Origin of the sequence: Janthinobacterium tructae (assembly GCF_006517255.1) — a bacterium.
GTDB lineage: Bacteria > Pseudomonadota > Gammaproteobacteria > Burkholderiales > Burkholderiaceae_D > Janthinobacterium > Janthinobacterium tructae.
On the sequence record NZ_CP041185.1, the window covers coordinates 5,729,788 to 5,749,006 of the forward strand.

21 protein-coding genes are annotated in these 19,219 nt (G+C 61.9%); 16 read left to right on the forward strand and 5 right to left on the reverse strand.

Annotation, left to right across the window (positions count from 1 at the left end):
• The first annotated feature begins 330 nt into the window (after positions 1-330).
• From gspG to FJQ89_RS25255, 12 genes are all read left to right on the forward strand, one after another.
• Positions 331-774, forward strand: coding sequence for a type II secretion system major pseudopilin GspG (gene gspG / locus FJQ89_RS25200; protein ID WP_141172170.1), 444 nt, complete (start codon positions 331-333; stop codon positions 772-774).
• 35 nt (positions 775-809) lie between these two features.
• The gene (locus tag FJQ89_RS25205; RefSeq protein WP_141172171.1) at positions 810-2,015 is read left to right on the forward strand and encodes a type II secretion system F family protein; all 1,206 of its coding nucleotides are present in this window, start codon (positions 810-812) and stop codon (positions 2,013-2,015) included.
• Positions 2,015-3,709, forward strand: a complete 1,695-nt coding sequence (locus FJQ89_RS25210; protein ID WP_141172986.1) for a GspE/PulE family protein — start codon at positions 2,015-2,017, stop codon at positions 3,707-3,709. The genes FJQ89_RS25205 and FJQ89_RS25210 overlap by 1 nt, the downstream gene beginning before the upstream one ends.
• Positions 3,702-4,520: a hypothetical protein gene (locus tag FJQ89_RS25215; RefSeq protein WP_141172172.1), complete on the forward strand. Its 819-nt coding sequence runs from the start codon at positions 3,702-3,704 to the stop codon at positions 4,518-4,520. Before FJQ89_RS25210 ends, FJQ89_RS25215 begins: the two co-directional genes overlap by 8 nt.
• Positions 4,517-5,065: a hypothetical protein gene (locus FJQ89_RS25220; protein WP_141172173.1), complete on the forward strand. Its 549-nt coding sequence runs from the start codon at positions 4,517-4,519 to the stop codon at positions 5,063-5,065. The genes FJQ89_RS25215 and FJQ89_RS25220 overlap by 4 nt, the downstream gene beginning before the upstream one ends.
• A complete protein-coding gene (locus tag FJQ89_RS25225) occupies positions 5,062-5,625 on the forward strand; it encodes a hypothetical protein (RefSeq protein WP_141172174.1) in 564 nt (187 codons plus the stop codon). Before FJQ89_RS25220 ends, FJQ89_RS25225 begins: the two co-directional genes overlap by 4 nt.
• Positions 5,622-6,143, forward strand: a complete 522-nt coding sequence (locus tag FJQ89_RS25230; protein WP_141172175.1) for a hypothetical protein — start codon at positions 5,622-5,624, stop codon at positions 6,141-6,143. The genes FJQ89_RS25225 and FJQ89_RS25230 overlap by 4 nt, the downstream gene beginning before the upstream one ends.
• Entirely contained in the window at positions 6,143-8,173 is a 2,031-nt protein-coding gene (locus FJQ89_RS25235; RefSeq protein ID WP_141172987.1) for a secretin N-terminal domain-containing protein, read from the forward strand. Before FJQ89_RS25230 ends, FJQ89_RS25235 begins: the two co-directional genes overlap by 1 nt.
• Positions 8,170-8,661, forward strand: coding sequence for a type II secretion system protein (locus tag FJQ89_RS25240; protein ID WP_141172176.1), 492 nt, complete (start codon positions 8,170-8,172; stop codon positions 8,659-8,661). Before FJQ89_RS25235 ends, FJQ89_RS25240 begins: the two co-directional genes overlap by 4 nt.
• Before the next feature lie 3 nt (positions 8,662-8,664).
• Positions 8,665-9,057 carry a type II secretion system protein gene (locus FJQ89_RS25245; RefSeq protein ID WP_141172177.1) on the forward strand — a complete coding sequence of 131 codons (393 nt, stop codon included), beginning with the start codon at positions 8,665-8,667 and terminating at the stop codon, positions 9,055-9,057.
• A gap of 5 nt (positions 9,058-9,062) precedes the next feature.
• Positions 9,063-9,713, forward strand: a complete 651-nt coding sequence (locus FJQ89_RS25250) for a type II secretion system protein (RefSeq protein ID WP_141172178.1) — start codon at positions 9,063-9,065, stop codon at positions 9,711-9,713.
• A gap of 240 nt (positions 9,714-9,953) precedes the next feature.
• Positions 9,954-10,436 carry an FxDxF family PEP-CTERM protein gene (locus FJQ89_RS25255; protein WP_141172179.1) on the forward strand — a complete coding sequence of 161 codons (483 nt, stop codon included), beginning with the start codon at positions 9,954-9,956 and terminating at the stop codon, positions 10,434-10,436.
• Positions 10,437-10,627: 191 nt separating this feature from the next.
• On the opposite strand, the gene murJ is transcribed toward FJQ89_RS25255, so the two are convergent.
• Positions 10,628-12,175: a murein biosynthesis integral membrane protein MurJ gene (gene murJ / locus FJQ89_RS25260; RefSeq protein WP_141172180.1), complete on the reverse strand. Its 1,548-nt coding sequence runs from the start codon at positions 12,173-12,175 to the stop codon at positions 10,628-10,630.
• A gap of 297 nt (positions 12,176-12,472) precedes the next feature.
• Between murJ and rpsT the strand changes: the two genes are divergently transcribed.
• Positions 12,473-12,739 (forward strand): 30S ribosomal protein S20, encoded by a 267-nt coding sequence (gene rpsT, locus FJQ89_RS25265; RefSeq protein ID WP_010395935.1) that lies wholly within the window; start codon positions 12,473-12,475, stop codon positions 12,737-12,739.
• Between the two features lie 164 nt (positions 12,740-12,903).
• Here rpsT and FJQ89_RS25270 read toward each other — a convergent pair whose 3' ends face one another.
• The 3 genes from FJQ89_RS25270 to FJQ89_RS25280 all read right to left on the reverse strand — a co-directional run bounded on the left by FJQ89_RS25270 (position 12,904) and on the right by FJQ89_RS25280 (position 14,438).
• On the reverse strand, positions 12,904-13,356 hold the full coding sequence (locus FJQ89_RS25270; protein WP_141172181.1) for a DUF192 domain-containing protein: 453 nt from the start codon (positions 13,354-13,356) through the stop codon (positions 12,904-12,906).
• A 131-nt stretch (positions 13,357-13,487) separates the two neighbouring features.
• The gene (locus FJQ89_RS25275) at positions 13,488-13,751 is read right to left on the reverse strand and encodes a hypothetical protein (RefSeq protein ID WP_141172182.1); all 264 of its coding nucleotides are present in this window, start codon (positions 13,749-13,751) and stop codon (positions 13,488-13,490) included.
• A gap of 123 nt (positions 13,752-13,874) precedes the next feature.
• Entirely contained in the window at positions 13,875-14,438 is a 564-nt protein-coding gene (locus tag FJQ89_RS25280) for a pseudouridine synthase (protein WP_096234386.1), read from the reverse strand.
• 290 nt (positions 14,439-14,728) lie between these two features.
• Between FJQ89_RS25280 and icd the strand changes: the two genes are divergently transcribed.
• Complete coding sequence (gene icd, locus FJQ89_RS25285) at positions 14,729-15,982, forward strand: NADP-dependent isocitrate dehydrogenase (RefSeq protein ID WP_099760198.1); 1,254 nt, start codon at positions 14,729-14,731, stop codon at positions 15,980-15,982.
• Positions 15,983-16,074: 92 nt separating this feature from the next.
• On the opposite strand, the gene cspE is transcribed toward icd, so the two are convergent.
• The gene (gene cspE / locus FJQ89_RS25290; protein ID WP_010395943.1) at positions 16,075-16,278 is read right to left on the reverse strand and encodes a transcription antiterminator/RNA stability regulator CspE; all 204 of its coding nucleotides are present in this window, start codon (positions 16,276-16,278) and stop codon (positions 16,075-16,077) included.
• Positions 16,279-16,599: 321 nt separating this feature from the next.
• Between cspE and clpS the strand changes: the two genes are divergently transcribed.
• On the forward strand, positions 16,600-16,902 hold the full coding sequence (clpS, locus tag FJQ89_RS25295; RefSeq protein ID WP_096234388.1) for an ATP-dependent Clp protease adapter ClpS: 303 nt from the start codon (positions 16,600-16,602) through the stop codon (positions 16,900-16,902).
• Positions 16,899-19,199 (forward strand): ATP-dependent Clp protease ATP-binding subunit ClpA, encoded by a 2,301-nt coding sequence (clpA, locus tag FJQ89_RS25300; RefSeq protein ID WP_141172183.1) that lies wholly within the window; start codon positions 16,899-16,901, stop codon positions 19,197-19,199. The genes clpS and clpA overlap by 4 nt, the downstream gene beginning before the upstream one ends.
• Positions 19,200-19,219 lie beyond the last annotated feature (20 nt).

Here is a 19,219-nt window from a genome sequence, read left to right on the forward strand (position 1 = left end):
TATTCTTGCAAATTTAATTTGAAAGTTACAAATAATGAATGAATAAAATTCATCACTTACTATGACTTGGTAACCAGGAGTAGATGGTTTTCGCATCGAAAATAGTTGAGTAGTTGCCTAGCCAGCCGAGCGCGCGGCGTCGTGGCGGTTTCGCGCACGCTGGATGGTTTCCGCTGAAATTTGTTGTTCGCAGTGCAAATAAAAGATTGTATGAACTATAACCGGCATGGTAGGCTGATAAGCATCAGGCAAGCGCGTGTCGCCCGTGCGTGGCCATCCGCCGCGCGCAGCGACGCAATGTATTGAGGGTAGGCAATAAGGAGTTACCGGATGCATGCAGCACACAGGCAGAACCTTGCGGCAACGCGCCATGCGCGCGGCTTTACCTTGCTCGAATTGCTGGTCGTCATCGTGATCATCGGCTTGCTGGCGGCGTATGTCGGCCCCAAGTATTTTGCCCAGCTGGGCAAATCGGAAGTGACGGTGGCCAAGGCGCAGATCGAGGCGTTTGAAAAGTCGCTCGATACCTATCGCCTCGACGTGGGACGCTACCCGACCACGGAAGAAGGTCTGGGCGCACTGCTGGTGGCGCCGCCGGCTGCCGGCACGCGCTGGAATGGACCGTACCTGAAAAAGGCCGTGCCGCTCGATCCCTGGGGCCATGCCTATCAATACCGCGCACCCGGCAGCAAGGGCGAGTACGACATCGTCTCGATGGGCAAGGATGGCCAGCCCGGTGGCAGTGGCGAGAATGCCGACATCAGCTCGCAATAGCGCCAGCGCTACTCCTCCCTCACGGAAACGCCATCATGCAGTTTGAAGTTCGCGCGCTCTCCACGGACCAGGCAGCGGTCACCTTGTCGACTTGCGTGATTGACGCGCGCGACGAAGCGGACGCGCGCCGCCAGGCCGAGGCGCGGGGCCTGTTTGTCAGCGCCATCCGGCCGCTGCGGGCCACGCCGTTCAGCGCGGCCGGACGCCAGCGCGCGCGCGCGCTGCCCCTGTTGCTGTTTAGCCAGGAATTGCTGGCGCTATTGAATGCGGGCCTGGGCATCGTCGAGGCGCTCGAAGCCCTGTTGGAAAAGGAAGCGGCGCCGGCCACGCGCAGCGTGCTCACGCGCCTGCTGGAAGGCTTGCGCGAAGGCAAGCGTTTTTCCGCCGTGCTGGCAGAGCAGGCCGAACTGTTCCCAGCGCTCTACATCGGCATCGTCAAGGCGGCCGAAGGCACGAGCGACTTGCCGCGCGCGCTGTCGCGCTATATCGACTACCAGCAGCGCATCGATGCGGTGCGCTCAAAAATCGTCAGTGCCGCCATCTATCCGGCCATCCTGCTGGCCGTGGGTGGCGGCGTCAGCGCCTTCCTGATCACCTATGTCGTGCCGCGCTTTGCCGAGGTGTACCAGGGCGCCGGGCGCAACCTGCCGTGGATGTCGCAAGTCATGCTCAGCTGGGGCCAGTTCGTCACCGAACACGGCCTGGTCCTGCTGTTGGCGCTGGCGCTGGCCGGCAGCGTGTTGCTGACCGCCGTGCGCCGCGTGCTGCGCAACGGCGGCGTGGCGCGCCTGCTGGCAAAGCTGCCCGGTATCGGCGAGCGCGTGCGCATCTATGAATTGTCGCGCCTGTACCTGACGCTGGGCATGCTGGCGGAAGGCGGCATCACCATCGTGCAGGCAATTTCCACCGTGCAAGCGATGGTTTCGCCGCGCATGCAGGCGTCGTTGCGCCAGGCGCGCGACGCCATCGAGGCGGGCCAGCCCCTGTCCTCGGCGTTTGAGCAGCATCAACTGACGACGCCCATTTCCCTGCGCATGCTGCGCGTGGGCGAGCGCACGGGCGACATGGGCCCCATGCTGACGCAGTCGGCGGCCTTTTACGACGGTGAAATCAGCCGCTGGATCGACCGCTTCACGCGCACCTTCGAGCCGCTGCTGATGGCCGCCATCGGCCTGATCGTGGGTGCCATCGTGATCCTGCTGTACATGCCCATCTTTGACCTTGCCGGCGATATTTCATGATGCACACTGATTCTGCGCCCACCGTGACCATCGACGCTGCGCTGCTGCAGAGCGCGCGCGCCCTGTGCCTGCACTCGAAGCGCAGCCTGGTCGAAGAATTGCAGCAACTGAGCGGCATCGAGGCGCGCGCCGTGGTGCGCGAACTGGCGCGCCCCTTCGGCTTGGGCGTGCTGGAAACGGCCGACATGCTGGCCTACGTTCCCGCCTTCGACCTGCTGCCGCTGTCGCAGGCATTGGCGCGCCACAGCGTGCTGCTGCGCGCCGCCGATGGCCAGCTGGTGGGCGTGATTGCCGACCCGTTCGACCTCGACCTGCAAACCTGGCTGGGCGCGCGCGCGGGGCAGGCCAGCCTGACTGTGCGCCTGGCGCTGCAGGCCGACATCGGCGCCTACCTGTCGAAGCAGGAAGAATCGGCGCGCGCCGTCGACAACCTGCTGCCTGGCGCAGCGAACGACGCGCGCCGCGATGGCAAGACGGCCGCCGTGCTGTCATTCGCCAGCGTCTCGGAAGCGGCCAGCCCCGCCGTCAAGCTGGTCAACTCGACGCTGTACGACGCGCTGAAGGCGGGCGCCTCGGATATCCACCTGGAAAGCACGGCCGGCGGCCTGGCCGTCAAGTACCGCGTCGATGGCGTGCTTGATCACGCCACGTCCGTCAACGGCATCGAAGTGGCCGAACACATCATCTCGCGCCTGAAAGTGCTGGCCGAACTCGATATCGCCGAGCGCCGCGTACCGCAGGACGGCAGCTTCCGCGTTGAATCGGGCGGGCGCGAAATCGACTTGCGCGTCTCCATCATGCCCAGCATCCATGGCGAGGACGCCGTCATCCGCATCCTCGACAAGCGCGCCATGATCGAGGCGTACGGTGCGCTGACCCTCGAAGCACTGGGTTTTGACGCCCCATCGCTGGAAGCCTTGCGCGCGCTGGCGCAGGAAGCCTACGGCATGTTGCTCGTCACCGGTCCCACGGGGTCGGGCAAGACCACGACCCTGTACGCGGCGCTGACGGAAATCCATAACGGGCGCGAAAAGATCATCACCATCGAAGATCCCGTCGAATACCAGCTGCCCGGCATTTTGCAGATACCCGTGAATGAAAAGAAGGGGCTGACCTTTGCCAAGGGCTTGCGCTCGATTCTGCGCCACGACCCCGACAAGATCATGGTGGGCGAGATCCGCGACCGCGAGACGGCGGAAATCGCCGTGCAGTCGGCCCTCACAGGCCACCTGGTACTCACCACCGTGCATGCGAATAATGTGTTCGACGTGTTCGGCCGTTTTACCCACATGGGCATCGACCCGTATGCGTTTGTCTCGGCCCTGAACGGCATCTGGGCGCAGCGCCTGATCCGCACCAATTGCCCCCATTGCGCCACCGAATACACGCCGGACGATGGTGAGCTGGCCAGCGTGGGGCTGGCGCGCGCCGACGTTGATGCATATCAATTCAAGCAGGGCAAGGGCTGTGGCGACTGCCGCGGCACGGGCTACAAGGGGCGCCGCTCGATCGCCGAAATCCTCGTGCTGACCGATGAAATCCGCGAACTCATCGTCGACAAGAAACCGATCCGCCAGATCAAGGCGGCCGCGTATGCGAACGGCACGCGCAGCCTGCGCCTGGCGGCGCTGGAACTGGTCAGGCGGGGCGCCACCACCATCACGGAAATCAAGAGGGTCACCCTGCATGCGTAGAGCTTTTGGAATGGGTTTGCGCCTGGGCGTGGCGGCGGGCAGCATCAGCCTGTGGCGCAGCAGCCGCTGGCGCGCACCGGCATGGACTCTGCTGCGCGAGGTCGCGTATGTGCCCGACACCGGCCTGCATGGCGACTTTGCTGCCCTGGGCCAGGCGCTGGAACAGATTCTGCCGGAGGGACAATACGCGCGCTGGCCCTTGTCCGTGGTGCTCGACGATGCGTTGGCGCGCCTGTGGCAAGTGGACATGCCGCAAGGCGCCGCGCGCCTGGCCGACATCGAGGCTGCCGCCGCGCTGCGTTTCCAGTCGCTGTATGGCGATCCTCCCGGCCTGTGGCAAAGCTGCCACGCCTGGGACGCGCGCGCGCCGTTTTTCTGCGCCGTGCCGCGCGCGCTGCTGGCGCAACTTGCCCGCGTGGCCCTGGACCGCAAGCTGGCATTGATTTTCATCACGCCGCAATTCGCGCGCCACTGGAACCGCTGGCACGGCGCGCTGAAACCGGGCGCCTGGTTTGGCCAGTTGCAGGAGAACACCTTGACCCTGGGCGTGCGTCACGATGGCCGCCTGCGCGCCGTGCGCGCGCTGCCTGTGCCCCCGGACGCGGGCCATGGCTGGCTGGTGCAGACACTGGCGCGCGAGGCGCTGCTGCAAGGCGTGCCCGCACCGGCGCAGCTGCAGCTGTGCGGCGCGCCGCCATCAGGCTGGCTGGCGCCGGCGGCAGCGTTTCAATGCCAGTTTTTTTCCACGCCAGACGGGGACGGTGCCTTGTCGCCGGCCGCGCGGCTGGCGCGCAGCGCAGGCCTGGCATGACGCGCCTCGATATCGATTTCGCCCCCCCCGGCTGGCGCCGCAGCCTGCACCGCGTGCCCGCATGGGCATGGATCACGGGGGCGCTGGGCGTGGCGCTGATCGCTACGGCGGCATACAGCGGCAGCGCCGCGCTGCAGCGCCAGCAGGCCAGCGAGATGCAATGGCAGCGCGCGCAGCAGCGCGTCGCGCAAGCCGCGCAGGAGCCGCCACCCATGGCGATCGTGCCGATTGCGCCGGCGCAGGCGGCGGCCGTGAATGCGGCCATCCTGCAACTGAATCTGCCGTGGCGCGACCTGCAGGATGCGCTGGCCAGCGCCACGCCGCCCGGCATCGCGCTGCTGGCGCTGGAGCCGGATGCGCGCAAGCGCGTGCTGAAGATCACGGCCGAAACCACCAGTAGCGACGCCATGGTGGCGTATGTGGCGCAATTGAAGCAGCAGCAGCTGTTTGGCGTGCGCGTGCAGCTGCTGCGCCATGAAATCAATGCACTCGATCCGAACCGGCCCTTGCGCTTCCAGTTGGAAGCACGCTGGGGTGCGCCATGATGGCCATCGACCTCCATACCTTGCGCCTGCGCGCGCAACTGCTGCTGCGCCGCGTGGGCACGCCCGCCTGTATCGCCGTGGCCTTGCTGGTGCTTGGTGTGGCCGCCTGGACCTGGGCCTGGCAGCAGCGCGCCGTGGCCGCGCAGCTGGCAGCGCGTCCATTGCCGGCGGCCTCGCTGGCCGCAGTTGCTGCGGTACCGGTGGCGACATCGGGCGAGAACCTGGCGCGCTTCCATGCGACGCTGGGCCAGCAGCGCCACGTCGAGCAGCAAGTCAAGCTGCTGTTCGACCTGGCCGCGAAAAACGGCCTGCAGCTGGCGCAGGGCGAGTACAAGAGCGGCTACGACAAGGCCAGCCGCGTCGCCACTTATCAGGTGACCTTGCCACTCAAGGGCAGTTATGCGGCCGTGTGGCAGTTTGCGCTGCAGGCGCTGCGCGCCATGCCGTTCGCCTCGCTCGATGAACTGAGTTTTCGCCGCGAGCAGATCGCCGACACGCAGCTCGAAGCGCGTTTGCGCCTGACCTTTTATTTAGCTGACAGCGCGGGAGAAGCACCATGACGCCGCGCCATTACCTGCTGCTGGCCGGAGTGCTGGGCGCAGGCGCCTTGCTGCTGTTTGGCGAGCGCCAGCCCGTCTCCGAGGTGGCCGAGGCGGTCGAGCGGGCCGTGGCGCCAGCGCGCCAGCGCGCTGCCAGGCCTGCCGTCGCACAGCCAGCCATCCTGGCGCTGCTGCCGCGCAGCGAGGTGGCGGGCGAGGACGGCGACACCTTTGGCGGCGCCGATGGCGTCTTCCAGAGCCAGAACTGGACTCCGCCGCCACCGAAAATGGCGGTGACCGCCGCACCGCCGCCGCCACCGCCGATGGCGCCGCCGCTGCCGTTCGTCTACCTGGGCAAGGCGGCAGCCGATGGCGCCTGGGAAGTGTTTTTGTCGCGCGCCGACAAGACGTATATCGTGCGCGCCAATACTGTCATCGATGGCGCCTACAAGGTCGTGACGATCGCGCCGCCCGTCATGACGCTCACTTATCTGCCGTTGAACCAGGTTCAGCAGCTCAACATTGGAGTATTCGAGTGATGTCTCGTTCCTTTTCATCGGCGCTGCTGTTGGTGCTGCTGTCCGGCTGTGCCGGGCAGCAGGCCTACCTCGACGGGCGCGAGCTGATCGCGCAAAACCAGGTGCCTGCCGGCCTGCAAAAGCTGCAGGAAGCGCTGCAGCAGGACCCCGGCAACGTGCAGTACCGCAGCGCCTACCTGCAGGCGCGCGAACGGGCCACCAGCACCGGCCTGCAGCAGGCCGAGCGTCAGGCGCAAACGGGGCAGGGCGAGCTGGCGCGCGCGGGCTTTCTGGGCGTGCTGGAAATCGATGCGCAGAACGAGCGCGCCACCAGCGGCTTGCGCGCGCTCGAGCGCGAACAGCGCCAGGGGAAATTGCTGGCTGATGCACGCACGGCGTTTGATGCAAAACAATACGACCCGGCGCGCCAGCGCCTGAACGCCATCCTGACGGAGCAGCCGAACCATGCGGGCGCGCGCGCGCTGCAGCGCGAAGTCGATGAAAAGACGGCGCCGCCTATCGTCGAATCGGGCCTGGCCAAATCGTACAAGCAGCCGATCAGCATCGAGTTCCGCGACGCGCCATTAAAACAGGTGTTCGAACTGATTGCGCGCCGCTCCGGCCTCAATTTCGTCTTCGACAAGGACGTCAAGGCCGATGCGAAAACCTCGATCTTCCTGAAGAACAGCACGGTGGAATCGGCCATCTACTTCCTGCTGGTGACGAACCAGCTGGAGCAGCAGGTGATGGATGCGAACACCATCCTGATTTACCCGAACGTGGCGGCCAAGCTGAAGGAATACCAGGAAGTGCTGGTGAAGACCTTTTTCCTCGCCAATGCCGACGCCAAACAGGTAGCCAACACGCTCAAGACTATTTTGAAGACGCGCGACGTGGTGGCCGATGAAAAACTCAACCTCGTCATCGTGCGCGATACGCCCGAGGCGATCCGCCTGGCCGAGCGCCTGATCGCGCTGCAGGACGTGCCAGAGGCGGAAGTGGTACTGGAGCTGGAAATCCTCGAAGTCAAGCGCAGCCGCCTGCTGGAACTGGGCGTGGCCTGGCCGACGAGCCTGACCCTGACGCCGCTCTCCACCTCGGGCGGGATGGGGCTGACCATCAGCGACCTGAATAATCTGAACCAGCGCAGCATTGGCGTGAGCGACCTGTCCGTGACGGCCAACATCAACAAGAAGGACGGCGACGCCAACATCCTGGCCAACCCGCGCATCCGCGTGCGCAACCGCGAAAAGGCGAAGTTCGTCATCGGCGACAGGGTGCCCGTGGTGACCACCACCATTTCGCCGGGCACGGGCGGCTTCGCTTCCGAATCCGTCAGCTACCTGGACGTGGGCCTGACGGTGAACGCCGAACCGACTATCTACCTGAATAACGAGGTGGGCATCCGCATTTCGCTCGAAGTGAGCAACCTGGGCGCGGCCACCGTCACCCGGAGTGGCTCGACCTTGTACCAGATCGGCACGCGCCAGGCCTCGACCATGCTGCAATTGAAGGATGGCGAAAACCAGGTGCTGGCGGGCTTGATCAACAACGAAGAGCGCAGCTCGGGCAACAAGGTGCCGGGCTTGGGCGACATTCCCGTGCTGGGGCGGCTGTTCGGCAGCAGCAAGGATGACAGCCAGAAGACCGAGATCGTGCTGTCGATCACGCCGCACCTGGTGCGCACGGTACAGCGTCCGGAAGCGAAGGAATCGGAATTTTCGGCCGGCACGGAAGGCAGCTTTCGCCGGCGGCCCGACATGGCGGCCAAGGCAGCCACGCAGATGCCGGGCACGGTGATCGTGCGTTCCGGCGCGTCGGCCGTCGGCATGCAGGCGCCGCCGCCGCAGCCGCTGATGGTGCCGGGCCAGGTGCCGCAGACGCTGCCGCAGCCGCAGACGGTGGCCTCGCCAGAGGTGACGCCATCCCCCGAAACACCTGCCGCCTCGCCGCTGCCGCTGTCCTCGGGCCAGCCCATGCCGCTGCCGGTGTCGCCCTTGCCGCTGTCGTCCGGCCAGCCCGTGCCGGTGGCGCAGCCAACCGCCAAATGAGGCTGGCCCATGCCAGGAAGGGGCAGGGTGGCTTCAGCCTGATCGAGCTGCTGGTGACCCTGGCCATCCTGGGCGTGCTGGCCACGCTGGTGGTGCCCGTCACGCAGGTGGCCATGCAGCGGCGCCAGGAGCAGGATTTGCGGCGCGCCTTGCGCGATATCCGCCAGGCTCTGGATGCGTACAAGCGCGCCGGCGACGAAGGGCGCATCGTGCGTGCCACGGACGCCAGCGGCTACCCGAAAAGCCTGGAAGTGCTGGTCGAGGGCGTGCCGGACCAGCGCAACCCGAAACGCAGCAAGATGTTCTTCCTGCGCCGCGTGCCGCGCGACCCGTTCAATGCCGATGCCAGCCTCAGCGATGCGCAGACATGGGGCCGGCGCAGCTACGCCAGCGAGGCGACCGAGCCGCGCGAGGGGGACGACGTCTACGATGTGTATTGCACATCCAGCAAGACTGGCCTGAACAATGTGCCTTACCGCTTATGGTGAACCATGGCTGCCAATAACCATGCTGCGCGCGCGCGCGGCTTTACCCTGATCGAACTGCTGGTGGTGCTGGGCATCGTGGCGCTGCTGCTGACCCTGGCCGTGCCGCGCTATTTTCCCAGCCTGGACAAGGCGAAGGAAACCGTGCTGGCGGACAACTTGCGCAATCTGCGCATCACCATCGACCAGTACCACGGCGATACGGGCCGCTATCCCGATACCCTTGAGCAACTGGTGGACAAGAAATACCTGCGCGCCATGCCCATCGACCCCATCACGGAGAGCGAATCGACATGGCTGATCGTGGCGCCGCCCGACGATACGCCGGGCCAGGTGTATGACGTCAAGAGCGGCGCGCCTGGCAAGGACCGCAACGGCACGCCGTTTGCCGACTGGTAGCTGCGATGCATGCTCGTGCGCAGCGCCAGCGCGGCTTCACCTACCTTGGGCTGATCATCCTGGTGGCCATCCTGGGCTTGGTGGGCGCGGCCGGCCTGAAGATGGGCTCCCTGCTGCAGCGCCAGGCGGCCGAGCAGGAGCTGCTCGACATCGGCGCGCAGTTTTCCGATGCCCTCTATAGTTATGCGGCCGCCACGCCGCCGGGACAGCCGCAACAGCCGCCGAATCTGGCCGCCTTGCTGCGTGACCCCCGTTTCCCCCAGGTGCGCCGGCATCTGCGCAAGCTGTATGCCGACCCCATCACGGGGCGTGCCGAATGGGGCTTGCTGTACCAGCCCGGCAGCAATGGCATCATTGGCGTGCATAGCCTGTCGCCAGCGGCAGCGTTGAAAGTAGGAAACTTCGAGGCCCGGTTTGCCGGTTTCGACGGCAAGGCGCGGCTGTCGGAATGGCATTTCATGGTCGATGCCAGGGTCTCATCCGTGCCGTCTGCGGGACAGGCCGCTGTTCCGGCGAGTGATGAGGCCGGCATTACGCCCGCCTTGCCGGCGCTGCCGTTGTTTTCGCGCACTGTTACCCCACCGCAAGAGCAAGCGCCAACAGAGCCCGATGAGCAGCCTGAGCCACAAAATTCCGCTGAAAACACTTCCGGGTAGCAGTTTTTACCGTAAAACATGGGGAAAATAAATATATGTGCCGGCAACTATTTTTCTGAAGAAATTCATAGATAGTGGCAAATATTTCATTAGGAAAATAGTTATCATGGATGAAACTTAGATAAAATATTTGTAATTGATTTAATGCATTTATGCTACCATTCTGTTTAGTACTTCCGGTACTAAAACTATTGGTGGCCTGCGCATTGCAGCCATAAATTACTTTTTAAGGGATAAACTATGAAATTGAAATTTATCGCTGCAGGCATCATGGCAGCAGCATCGTTCAGCGCTTATGCAGGCGATCAAGTCCTTGATATTACCGCTGACGGCGATGTCCACACCTTCAACGCTGTTGTTGGTGATGGCATTTTGTCCGGTGGTCTGGATGAGATCATCCTGAACGGCCTGGGTGCTGGCAAGTACAACATCGGCTTGTCGATTACCGGCCAGAAGCTGACGTTCAATGCGCTCACGTCGAACCTGAACAATCAACTGGGCGAAGCCTTCTCGGTTGGCGGCCTGAAGTTCTTCGGCGTGGAATACAGCGGTGTTGGTCCGTTCAAACTGCAACTGTTTGGTAACGCCCTGGCCGGCGCCAATTACAGCGGCACCTATACGGTGAGCGCCGTACCAGAACCAGCAACCTACGGCATGCTGCTGGGTGGTTTGGGACTGCTGGGCTTCATGGCTCGTCGTCGTTCGGCAAAAAAAGCTGCCTGATATCGCTGCTGTGTAGAATGTGAAAACCCGCTTCGGCGGGTTTTTTTCGTTTGGTCTGGGTCGGCTGCGCAAGGTGAGACGCAGGCAACAACGTCCTGCGCAATCCGGACAAGTGGCGCAGGACTAGGCGCCAAGTCGAAGACAGTACGGCAGTACGGCGAGACGCAGGCAACAACGTCCTGCGCAGCTTGTTATGCGTGGCGCTTGAAGTCGCGGAAGCGGAAGCCAGCGAGGAACAGGGTGACAAAATACGCCACGCCGCACACGGCCACCACCAGGGCCAGCGCGCCGGCCCGCAGCAGCGGATGGGCTTGCATGGCGATCCAGTCGATGCGCATGGCGCCAGCATACGCCACGCCGCCCATCACGATGAGTGCCGGCAACAGGCGCAGGAAGAACTTGGCCCAGCCCGGCTTCGGCTGGTAGATGCCGCGCTTGCGCAAGCCCCAGTAGAGAAAAGAGGCGTTCAGGCAGGCGCCCAGACCGATCGACAGGGCCAGGCCGGCCACGGCGATGTAGGGCACGAACAGCAGATTCATCAACTGCGTGGCAATCAGCACGCCGATGGCGATTTTCACGGGCGTGCGGATGTCCTGGCGCGCATAGAACGCGGGCGCCAGGGTTTTCACGAGGATGATGCCGATCAGGCCCAGGCTGTAGGCCACCAGCGGTTGCGTCGACATGGTCACCGATTCGGCCGTGAACTTGCCATAGTGAAATAATGTCGCGATCAGCGGCGTGGCCAGGGTCGCCATGCCGACGGCGGCGGGCAGGGCCAGCAGGAAAGTCAGGCGCAAGCCCCAGTCCAGCAGGGCCGAGTATTCCGTCTTGTCGCCATCCACGTTGGCCTTTGACAGGCTGGGCAGCAAGATGGTGCCCAGGGCCACGCCCAGCATGGCGGTAGGGAACTCCATCAGGCGGTCCGCATACGACAGCCAGGAAATGCTGCCTTCCGTCAGGCGCGAGGCGATGCTGGTGTTGATCATCAGGCTGATCTGGGCTGCCGAGACGGCGAACACGGCCGGTCCCATTTTTTTCAGCACGCGGCGCACGCCGCCGTCGGACAGGCCGATGGCGGGATTGAGCGACAGGCGTGGCAGCATGCCGATCTTGATCAGCGCGGGAATCTGGATGGCCACCTGCAGCAGGCCGCCGGCGAACACGGCAATGGCCATGGCGTAGATCGGCTGTTTCAGGTGCGGCGCGAGGAACAGCGAGGCGGCGATGAATGATAAATTGAGCAGCACCGGCGTGAAGGCGGGAATCTTGAATTCGCGCCAGGTATTCAGAATGCCGCCCGCCAGGGCCACGAAGGACATGCAAGTAATATAAGGGAACATCAGCCGCGTCATCCACACGGCCGCGTCAAAAGCGCCCGCGTCCTTGGTCAGGCCCGTGGCGATCGCATACACGAACCACGGCGCGCCGACGATGCCGATGGCGGACACGAGCAAAGTGGCCCAGACCAGGGTGGTGGCCACGTGGTCGGCCAGTTGCTTGCTCGCTTCCTGGCCATGCTGGTTCTTGTATTCCGACAAGATCGGCACGAAGGCTTGCGAGAAGGCCCCCTCGGCAAACAGGCGGCGCAACAGGTTGGGGATGCGGAAGGCAACAATGAAGGCATCCGTGTAGGCGCCGGCGCCAAAGGCGCGCGCGAACAGGCTTTCGCGCAATAATCCGGTTACACGGGACAGCATGGTCATGCTGGAGATGGCGGCGAGGGTTTTAAGCAAGTTCATGGGGGCAGATTATAGCCGGGCGCGCTACCGTTAAACGCTAAAAATATGGTAACAATTGCTGCCGATTCGCCCTCGCCAGGCCCATTTTCAGGTATTTTTGGTGTCACACACGGTTTTTTGATTTGCCCCCGCTTGAAAATATCGCTATAATCGAAGGCTGTACAGAATTCTGTTACGCAGACACTAATGTTTGACAGGCACTGGTTTGGCACACATGGTTCGGCAGACGCACAGAACGCACCGGTTGGCAAACACTAATGTTTGCAAACGCACTTTGACCCTGTTTTAGGAAATTCCATGGCAAATACCGCACAAGCGCGCAAACGCGCTCGTCAAGCAGTTAAGCAAAACGCACACAATTCGTCCCAACGTTCGACCTTGCGCACGGCTATCAAAGCTGCTCGCAAAGCGATCCAGGGCGGCGACAAGGCAGCTGCTGCTGCAATCTTCCAAGCATCCGTGTCGACCATCGACCGTATCGCTGACAAGAAGATCATCCACAAAAACAAGGCAGCTCGCCATAAGAGCCGTCTGGCAGCTGCCTTGAAAGCACTGTCCGCTTAATATTCGCCAGCAGGCAAGCCACCACGGTGGTCTTGCCTGTGCCAGTACGCTGGCACTGGTTGAAAAGCAAAAACCCGCAGATTCGTTCTGGCGGGTTTTTTCGCGTTTTTTTTGTGCGGTTTTTGCGGCCGCGCCCGCCAGCGGCTGGCTGCGGCCGCTATGGCCTAGCGCGTCGCGGGCAGGTTGCCGATGCTCATGCCTGGCTTGATATTTTTTTGCTTGAACCAGCCCAGGTTCATTTCCAGCGCATAGCGCACGGGCACGGTTCTGGTCGAGCAGTGGCTGTCGAGCGTATGCGCTTGCATGTCTTCGATGTTGACGATCTTGCCGCTGGCATCGATAAAGGCCACGGACAGGGGCAGCGGCGTGTTTTTCATCCACATGCATTGCGTGGACGGGGTGCCAAAGACGAACAGCATGCCTGCATTCGCCGGCATCTTTTCACGGTACATCAAGCCTTGTTCGCGTTGCTCTTCCGTAGCGGCCACTTCCGCCTGGATCAAGTGCATGCCGGCCGAGAGCTGCAAGCTCTTGCCTTGCGGTGTTTGCGCTTGCGCAATGCTGGCACACGCCAGCAGGGCGATGGACAGGCTGAGACGGCGAAGGGAAGTTTTCATGGCGCGGGACGGTGGCTGCGAAGCGGCGATTAAGCCATGCAGGCGGCTGCCTGGTCAAGCATGTTGCCTGGCCGTATCGAAAGCGTGGGGTTACAGCAACATGGTCGCTGCCGTCACCCCGGGAACGACGCTTACTTCACCGGCTTGCCTGTTTCAGCGGCCGGCTGCTTCGTCTTGCGCGGATGCGGAATCAGGCGCGGTGCATCGGTTGCGGCCGAGGCGTTGACCGAGGCCGCTGCCGGCTTGACGGCATCGGTGGCAGCCGAGGCATGGCTGGATGCCGATGCAGATGCCGATGCCGGTGGCGGCTTGACGGCATCGGTCGCTGCGGAAGCGTGCACCTTGGCGCCCGATTGCGCCAGTGCGGCGCCGGCAAGCAGGGAGGCGGCCAACATCAGTATTCCTTTTGTCATCATCTTTCCTTTTCCGTCATGTTAAGGTCAGATGATTTTAATGCATTATCTAAAAATAAATAATGCTTATCGGCAAAATTGCTGAAGCCACTTTTCTTGTCCTGTTCACGCCTTGCCAATGTTCTCCGCTGGCACTTCGCACCATTCGCCGGGCAGCAGAGGGTGGCTGGCCAGCGAGAACGGGCCGATGGCGCTGCGCACCAGGCGCAGGGTGGGCAGGCCGACGGCAGCCGTCATGCGCCGCACTTGCCGGTTTTTTCCTTCTTTCAAAGTGATCGCCAGCCACGAGGTCGGCTTGTCGGCGCGCGCGCGGATCGGTGGGTTGCGCGGCCACAACCAGTCCGGCTCGGCGATGCGCACGGCCTTGCACGGCTTGGTGATGAAGTCGCCCAGGTCCAGCGGCGCCTGCAGGCGCGCCAGGCTGGCCGCATCGGGCACGCCGTCGACCTGCACCAAATAGGTTTTCGCTTCCTTGCGGTCGGGGTGGCTGATCTCGTGCTGCAGGCGGCCGTCGTCCGTCAGCAGCAGCAAGCCCTCGCTATCGGCGTCGAGCCGGCCGGCCGGGTAGATGCCGGGAATGGTCAAATGGTCGGCCAGCGTGGCGCGGCCGTCCTGCGGCGAAAACTGGCACAAGACCTGGAATGGTTTATTGAAGAGGATGAGTGGCATGCTGGTCGAGGAATGGATGTAAGCGGTGGTGGCTGCTGGTCGGCGCCGCAAAAGCGTGGCGCCCTGTAAAATAGTGGTGCATAATGTGAAACACAGTCTTATGTCTTATAGAAGACATGGGCGGTATGGCAACGAGGTTCTTTGGCGCCGCAGATGGTCCGGCTGTTCTTTCCCTGCTAAAGTGCGTTGTTGCCACCCTGTTCGGACTTGTTTTTGTAAACTCTGCAACCGCAGAGCGCGTCGCCGGCCAGTGTTGCCCGCCAGCGGTGTGTCCCACTTCGGAGATCACGATGTATCAACATATCACTGTACCTGCTGACGGCCAAAAAATCACCGTCAACGCCGATTTTTCGCTGAATGTACCAGATAATCCTATCGTTCCCTTCATTGAAGGCGATGGCACGGGCATCGATATCAGCCCGGTCATGATCAAGGTGATCGACGCTGCCGTGGCCAAGGCCTATGGCGGCGCGCGCAAGATCAGCTGGATGGAAATCTACGCGGGCGAAAAATCGACGAATGTGTACGGTCCCGATGTGTGGCTGCCGGAAGAAACCCTGGCCGTACTGAAAGATTACGTCGTCTCCATCAAGGGCCCGCTGACCACGCCCGTCGGCGGGGGTATCCGCTCGCTGAACGTGGCCCTGCGCCAGCAGCTCGATCTGTATGTCTGCCTGCGTCCCGTGCGCTACTTCACGGGCGTGCCGTCGCCCGTGAAAGAGCCGGAAAAGACGGACATGGTGATTTTCCGCGAAAATTCGGAAGACATCTACGCCGGCATCGAGTACCAGCAAGGCTCGCCCGAAGCCAAGAAATTGATGGATTTCCTGATCAATGAAATGGGCGTGACGAAGATCCGCTTCCCGGCCACGTCCGGCCTGGGCATCAAGCCCGTCTCCATCGAAGGCACGCAGCGCCTGGTGCGCAAGGCCATCCAGTACGCGATCGACAATGACAAGCCATCCGTGACGATTGTGCACAAAGGCAACATCATGAAGTACACGGAAGGCGGCTTCCGCGACTGGGCGTATGCGCTGGCGCAAACGGAATTCGGCGCCGAGCTGATCGATGGCGGTCCATGGTGCAAGTTCAAGAATCCGAAGACGGGCCGCGACATCATCGTCAAGGATTCCATTGCTGACGCGTTCCTGCAACAAATCCTGCTCCGTCCGGCCGAATACAGCGTCATCGCGACCTTGAATTTGAACGGCGATTACATTTCCGACGCGCTGGCGGCGCAAGTGGGTGGCATCGGCATCGCGCCCGGCGCCAATCTGTCCGATTCCGTGGCCATGTTTGAAGCGACGCATGGTACGGCGCCGAAGTATGCAGGCAAGGATTATGTGAACCCCGGTTCCCTGATCCTGTCGGCGGAAATGATGCTGCGCCATATGGGCTGGCTGGAAGCGGCCGACCTGATCATTTCTTCAATGCAAAAATCGATCGCCTCGAAGCGCGTCACCTACGATTTCGCCCGCCTGATGGAAGGCGCGACGCAAGTGTCGTGCTCCGGTTTCGGCGATGTGATGATCGAGCACATGTAACACGCGGGGCAGGGCAGGGTGCAGCGCACCCTGCGGACGAAAAAAAACCCCGTTCGAAAACGGGGTTTTTCACATCTGAGGGCCGGCGATGCTTAGGCTGCTTGGATGTTGGAAGCTTGCTTGCCTTTAGGGCCTTGCGTGACTTCGAATTGAACTTTTTGACCTTCTTTGAGGGTCTTGAAACCGTTCATGTTGATTGCGGAGAAATGAGCAAACAAATCTTCGCCGCCGTCATCTGGAGTGATGAAGCCAAAACCTTTGGAATCATTGAACCACTTAACTGTACCTGTTGCCATAAAAAGAACTTTCAAAATTAAAACAAATCACACGAGCCATAAAAGCAAGAAGCTTCTTGCCCCCTCCTCGACGTCTCACTTCTTATCAAGCTGTACATTACTGCAACAGTCGATACAGCATTGTTGGCGGAATAAATAATGAAGTCAAGCGCTTTTCCATCGATATTGCCAAATTCTTCACGGCAACCAAAAAAGCAACTCTTGATTTTGACAGCAAGGTCGCCATCTGCGCACTATTAAGAAAACGCGTAAGATTGAAAACAATTGGAAAGGCGTAGATATTGCGCATGACAACCACTGTGAAAGCATTAGAATAAGCGTATGGCAACCAAGCACGACACAGAAACCCTGCTGGAGCGGCAAGTGCTGAAGCCGCCACCGCTCTACCAGGTGGCCTTGCTCAATGACGACTACACCCCGATGGAGTTTGTGGTGGCTATCATTGAGGAGTATTTCAACAAGGACCGTGAAACGGCGACGCAAATCATGCTCAGTGTTCATCGCTACGGCAAAGGAGTGTGCGGCGTGTTCTCTAAAGATATAGCGTGTACCAAAGTGGAGTTCGTTTTAACGCATGCGCGCAAGGCAGGGCACCCCCTGCAGTGCGTGATGGAGGAAGTATGATTGCGCAGGAATTAGAAGTAAGTTTGCACATGGCGTTTGTCGAAGCTCGGCAGGCACGGCATGAATTCATCACGGTTGAGCATTTACTGCTGGCACTGCTGGACAATCCCTCCGCTGCCGAGGTGTTGCGTGCCTGCGCGGTCAATATTGAGGACCTGCGCAAGACCCTCACCAATTTCATCAGCGATAACACGCCGACCGTGCCTGGCACGGGCGAAGTCGACACCCAGCCGACGCTTGGTTTTCAGCGCGTCATCCAGCGCGCCATCATGCACGTCCAGTCCGCCTCGAATGGCAAGAAGGAAGTCACTGGCGCCAATGTGCTGGTGGCCATCTTCGGCGAAAAGGATTCGCATGCGGTCTACTACCTGCACCAGCAGGGCGTGACGCGCCTCGATGTGGTCAATTTCATTTCGCACGGCGTGCGCAAGGACCAGTCGACGGAAAGCGCGAAAGCCTCCGAAGGCGTGGAAGACGCGCCTGTCGAGGGCCAGCCGAAGGAAAGCCCGCTCGACCAGTTCACGCAAAACCTGAACAAGGCCGCTGCCGAAGGCAAGATCGACCCGCTGATCGGCCGCGAGGAAGAAGTCGACCGCGTGATCCAGATCCTGTGCCGCCGCCGCAAGAACAATCCGCTGCTGGTGGGCGAGGCGGGCGTGGGCAAGACGGCCATCGCCGAAGGCCTGGCCTATCGCATCACGCAAAGCGATGTGCCGGAAATCCTGCAAAATGCCGTCGTGTATTCGCTGGACATGGGCGCCTTGCTGGCCGGTACCAAATACCGCGGTGACTTCGAACAGCGCCTGAAAGCCGTGCTCAAGCAATTGAAGGACAATCCGAACGGCATCCTGTTCATCGACGAAATCCACACCATCATCGGTGCGGGCTCGGCTTCGGGCGGCACCCTGGACGCCTCCAACTTGCTGAAACCGGCGCTGGCGAATGGTCAATTGAAATGCATCGGCGCGACCACGTACACGGAATTTCGCGGCGTGTTCGAGAAAGACCATGCGCTCTCCCGCCGTTTCCAGAAAGTGGACGTCAACGAGCCGACCGTCGAGCAGACCATCCAGATTCTGCGCGGCCTGAAATCGCGCTTCGAAGAACATCACGGCGTGAAATACTCGGCCTCGGCCCTGTCGACGGCGGCCGAACTGGCGGCGCGCTTCATCAACGACCGCCATCTGCCCGACAAGGCGATCGACGTCATCGATGAAGCGGGCGCGGCGCAGCGCATCCTGCCGAAGTCGAAGCAAAAGAAAACCATCGGCAAGGCCGAGATCGAGGACATCATCGCCAAGATCGCGCGCATTCCGCCGCAAACGGTCAACCAGGACGACCGCAGCAAGCTGCAGACGATCGACCGCGACTTGCGTAACGTTGTGTTCGGGCAAGATCCCGCCATCGATGCACTGGCCTCGGCCATCAAGATGGCGCGCGCCGGCCTGGGCAAGACGGACAAGCCGATCGGCTCCTTCCTGTTCTCCGGTCCGACCGGTGTCGGCAAGACCGAGGTGGCCAAGCAACTGGCCTTCATCCTCGGCATCGAGCTGATCCGTTTCGACATGTCGGAATACATGGAACGCCACGCGGTCAGCCGCCTGATCGGCGCGCCACCGGGCTATGTCGGTTTCGACCAGGGCGGCTTGCTGACGGAAGCGATCACCAAGAAGCCGCATGCGGTCTTGCTGCTCGATGAAATTGAAAAAGCCCATCCGGACATTTTCAATATCCTGCTGCAAGTGATGGACCATGGCACCTTGACGGATAACAATGGCCGCAAAGCCGATTTCCGCAACGTGATCATCATCATGACCACCAATGCGGGCGCGGAAAGCTTGCAGAAAGCCTCGATCGGTTTCACCAACTCCAAGCAGGCAGGCGACGAGATGGCCGACATCAAGCGCATGTTCACGCCGGAATTCCGTAACCGCATCGACGCGACCATCAGCTTCCGCGCGCTGGACCAGGACATCATCCTGCGCGTGGTCGACAAGTTCCTGATGCAGCTGGAAGAGCAGTTGCACGAGAAAAAGGTCGAGGCCGTGTTCACCGAGAAGCTGCGTGCTTTCCTCGGCAAGAAAGGCTTCGATCCGCTGATGGGCGCGCGGCCGATGGCGCGCCTGATCCAGGACCTGATCCGCAAGGCCCTGGCCGACGAGCTGCTGTTCGGCCGCCTGGTCACCGGTGGACGTGTCACGGTCGACCTCGACGGCAAGGACCAGGTCTTGCTGGAATTCCCGGAACCGCCAGACGCGGCACCGACGGCGGCACCGGAGACTGTGGAAGTAGAATAATCGCCTTCCGCTGCGACGCA

Coding starts and splice junctions, on each gene's coding strand:
- gspG (WP_141172170.1), top strand. CDS start 331: ATGCATGCAGCACACAGGCAGAACCTTGCGGCAACGCGCCATGCGCGC.
- FJQ89_RS25205 (WP_141172171.1), top strand. CDS start 810: ATGCAGTTTGAAGTTCGCGCGCTCTCCACGGACCAGGCAGCGGTCACC.
- FJQ89_RS25210 (WP_141172986.1), top strand. CDS start 2,015: ATGCACACTGATTCTGCGCCCACCGTGACCATCGACGCTGCGCTGCTG.
- FJQ89_RS25215 (WP_141172172.1), top strand. CDS start 3,702: ATGCGTAGAGCTTTTGGAATGGGTTTGCGCCTGGGCGTGGCGGCGGGC.
- FJQ89_RS25220 (WP_141172173.1), top strand. CDS start 4,517: ATGACGCGCCTCGATATCGATTTCGCCCCCCCCGGCTGGCGCCGCAGC.
- FJQ89_RS25225 (WP_141172174.1), top strand. CDS start 5,062: ATGATGGCCATCGACCTCCATACCTTGCGCCTGCGCGCGCAACTGCTG.
- FJQ89_RS25230 (WP_141172175.1), top strand. CDS start 5,622: ATGACGCCGCGCCATTACCTGCTGCTGGCCGGAGTGCTGGGCGCAGGC.
- FJQ89_RS25235 (WP_141172987.1), top strand. CDS start 6,143: ATGTCTCGTTCCTTTTCATCGGCGCTGCTGTTGGTGCTGCTGTCCGGC.
- FJQ89_RS25240 (WP_141172176.1), top strand. CDS start 8,170: ATGAGGCTGGCCCATGCCAGGAAGGGGCAGGGTGGCTTCAGCCTGATC.
- FJQ89_RS25245 (WP_141172177.1), top strand. CDS start 8,665: ATGGCTGCCAATAACCATGCTGCGCGCGCGCGCGGCTTTACCCTGATC.
- FJQ89_RS25250 (WP_141172178.1), top strand. CDS start 9,063: ATGCATGCTCGTGCGCAGCGCCAGCGCGGCTTCACCTACCTTGGGCTG.
- FJQ89_RS25255 (WP_141172179.1), top strand. CDS start 9,954: ATGAAATTGAAATTTATCGCTGCAGGCATCATGGCAGCAGCATCGTTC.
- murJ (WP_141172180.1), bottom strand. CDS start 12,175: ATGAACTTGCTTAAAACCCTCGCCGCCATCTCCAGCATGACCATGCTG.
- rpsT (WP_010395935.1), top strand. CDS start 12,473: ATGGCAAATACCGCACAAGCGCGCAAACGCGCTCGTCAAGCAGTTAAG.
- FJQ89_RS25270 (WP_141172181.1), bottom strand. CDS start 13,356: ATGAAAACTTCCCTTCGCCGTCTCAGCCTGTCCATCGCCCTGCTGGCG.
- FJQ89_RS25275 (WP_141172182.1), bottom strand. CDS start 13,751: ATGTTGGCCGCCTCCCTGCTTGCCGGCGCCGCACTGGCGCAATCGGGC.
- FJQ89_RS25280 (WP_096234386.1), bottom strand. CDS start 14,438: ATGCCACTCATCCTCTTCAATAAACCATTCCAGGTCTTGTGCCAGTTT.
- icd (WP_099760198.1), top strand. CDS start 14,729: ATGTATCAACATATCACTGTACCTGCTGACGGCCAAAAAATCACCGTC.
- cspE (WP_010395943.1), bottom strand. CDS start 16,278: ATGGCAACAGGTACAGTTAAGTGGTTCAATGATTCCAAAGGTTTTGGC.
- clpS (WP_096234388.1), top strand. CDS start 16,600: ATGGCAACCAAGCACGACACAGAAACCCTGCTGGAGCGGCAAGTGCTG.
- clpA (WP_141172183.1), top strand. CDS start 16,899: ATGATTGCGCAGGAATTAGAAGTAAGTTTGCACATGGCGTTTGTCGAA.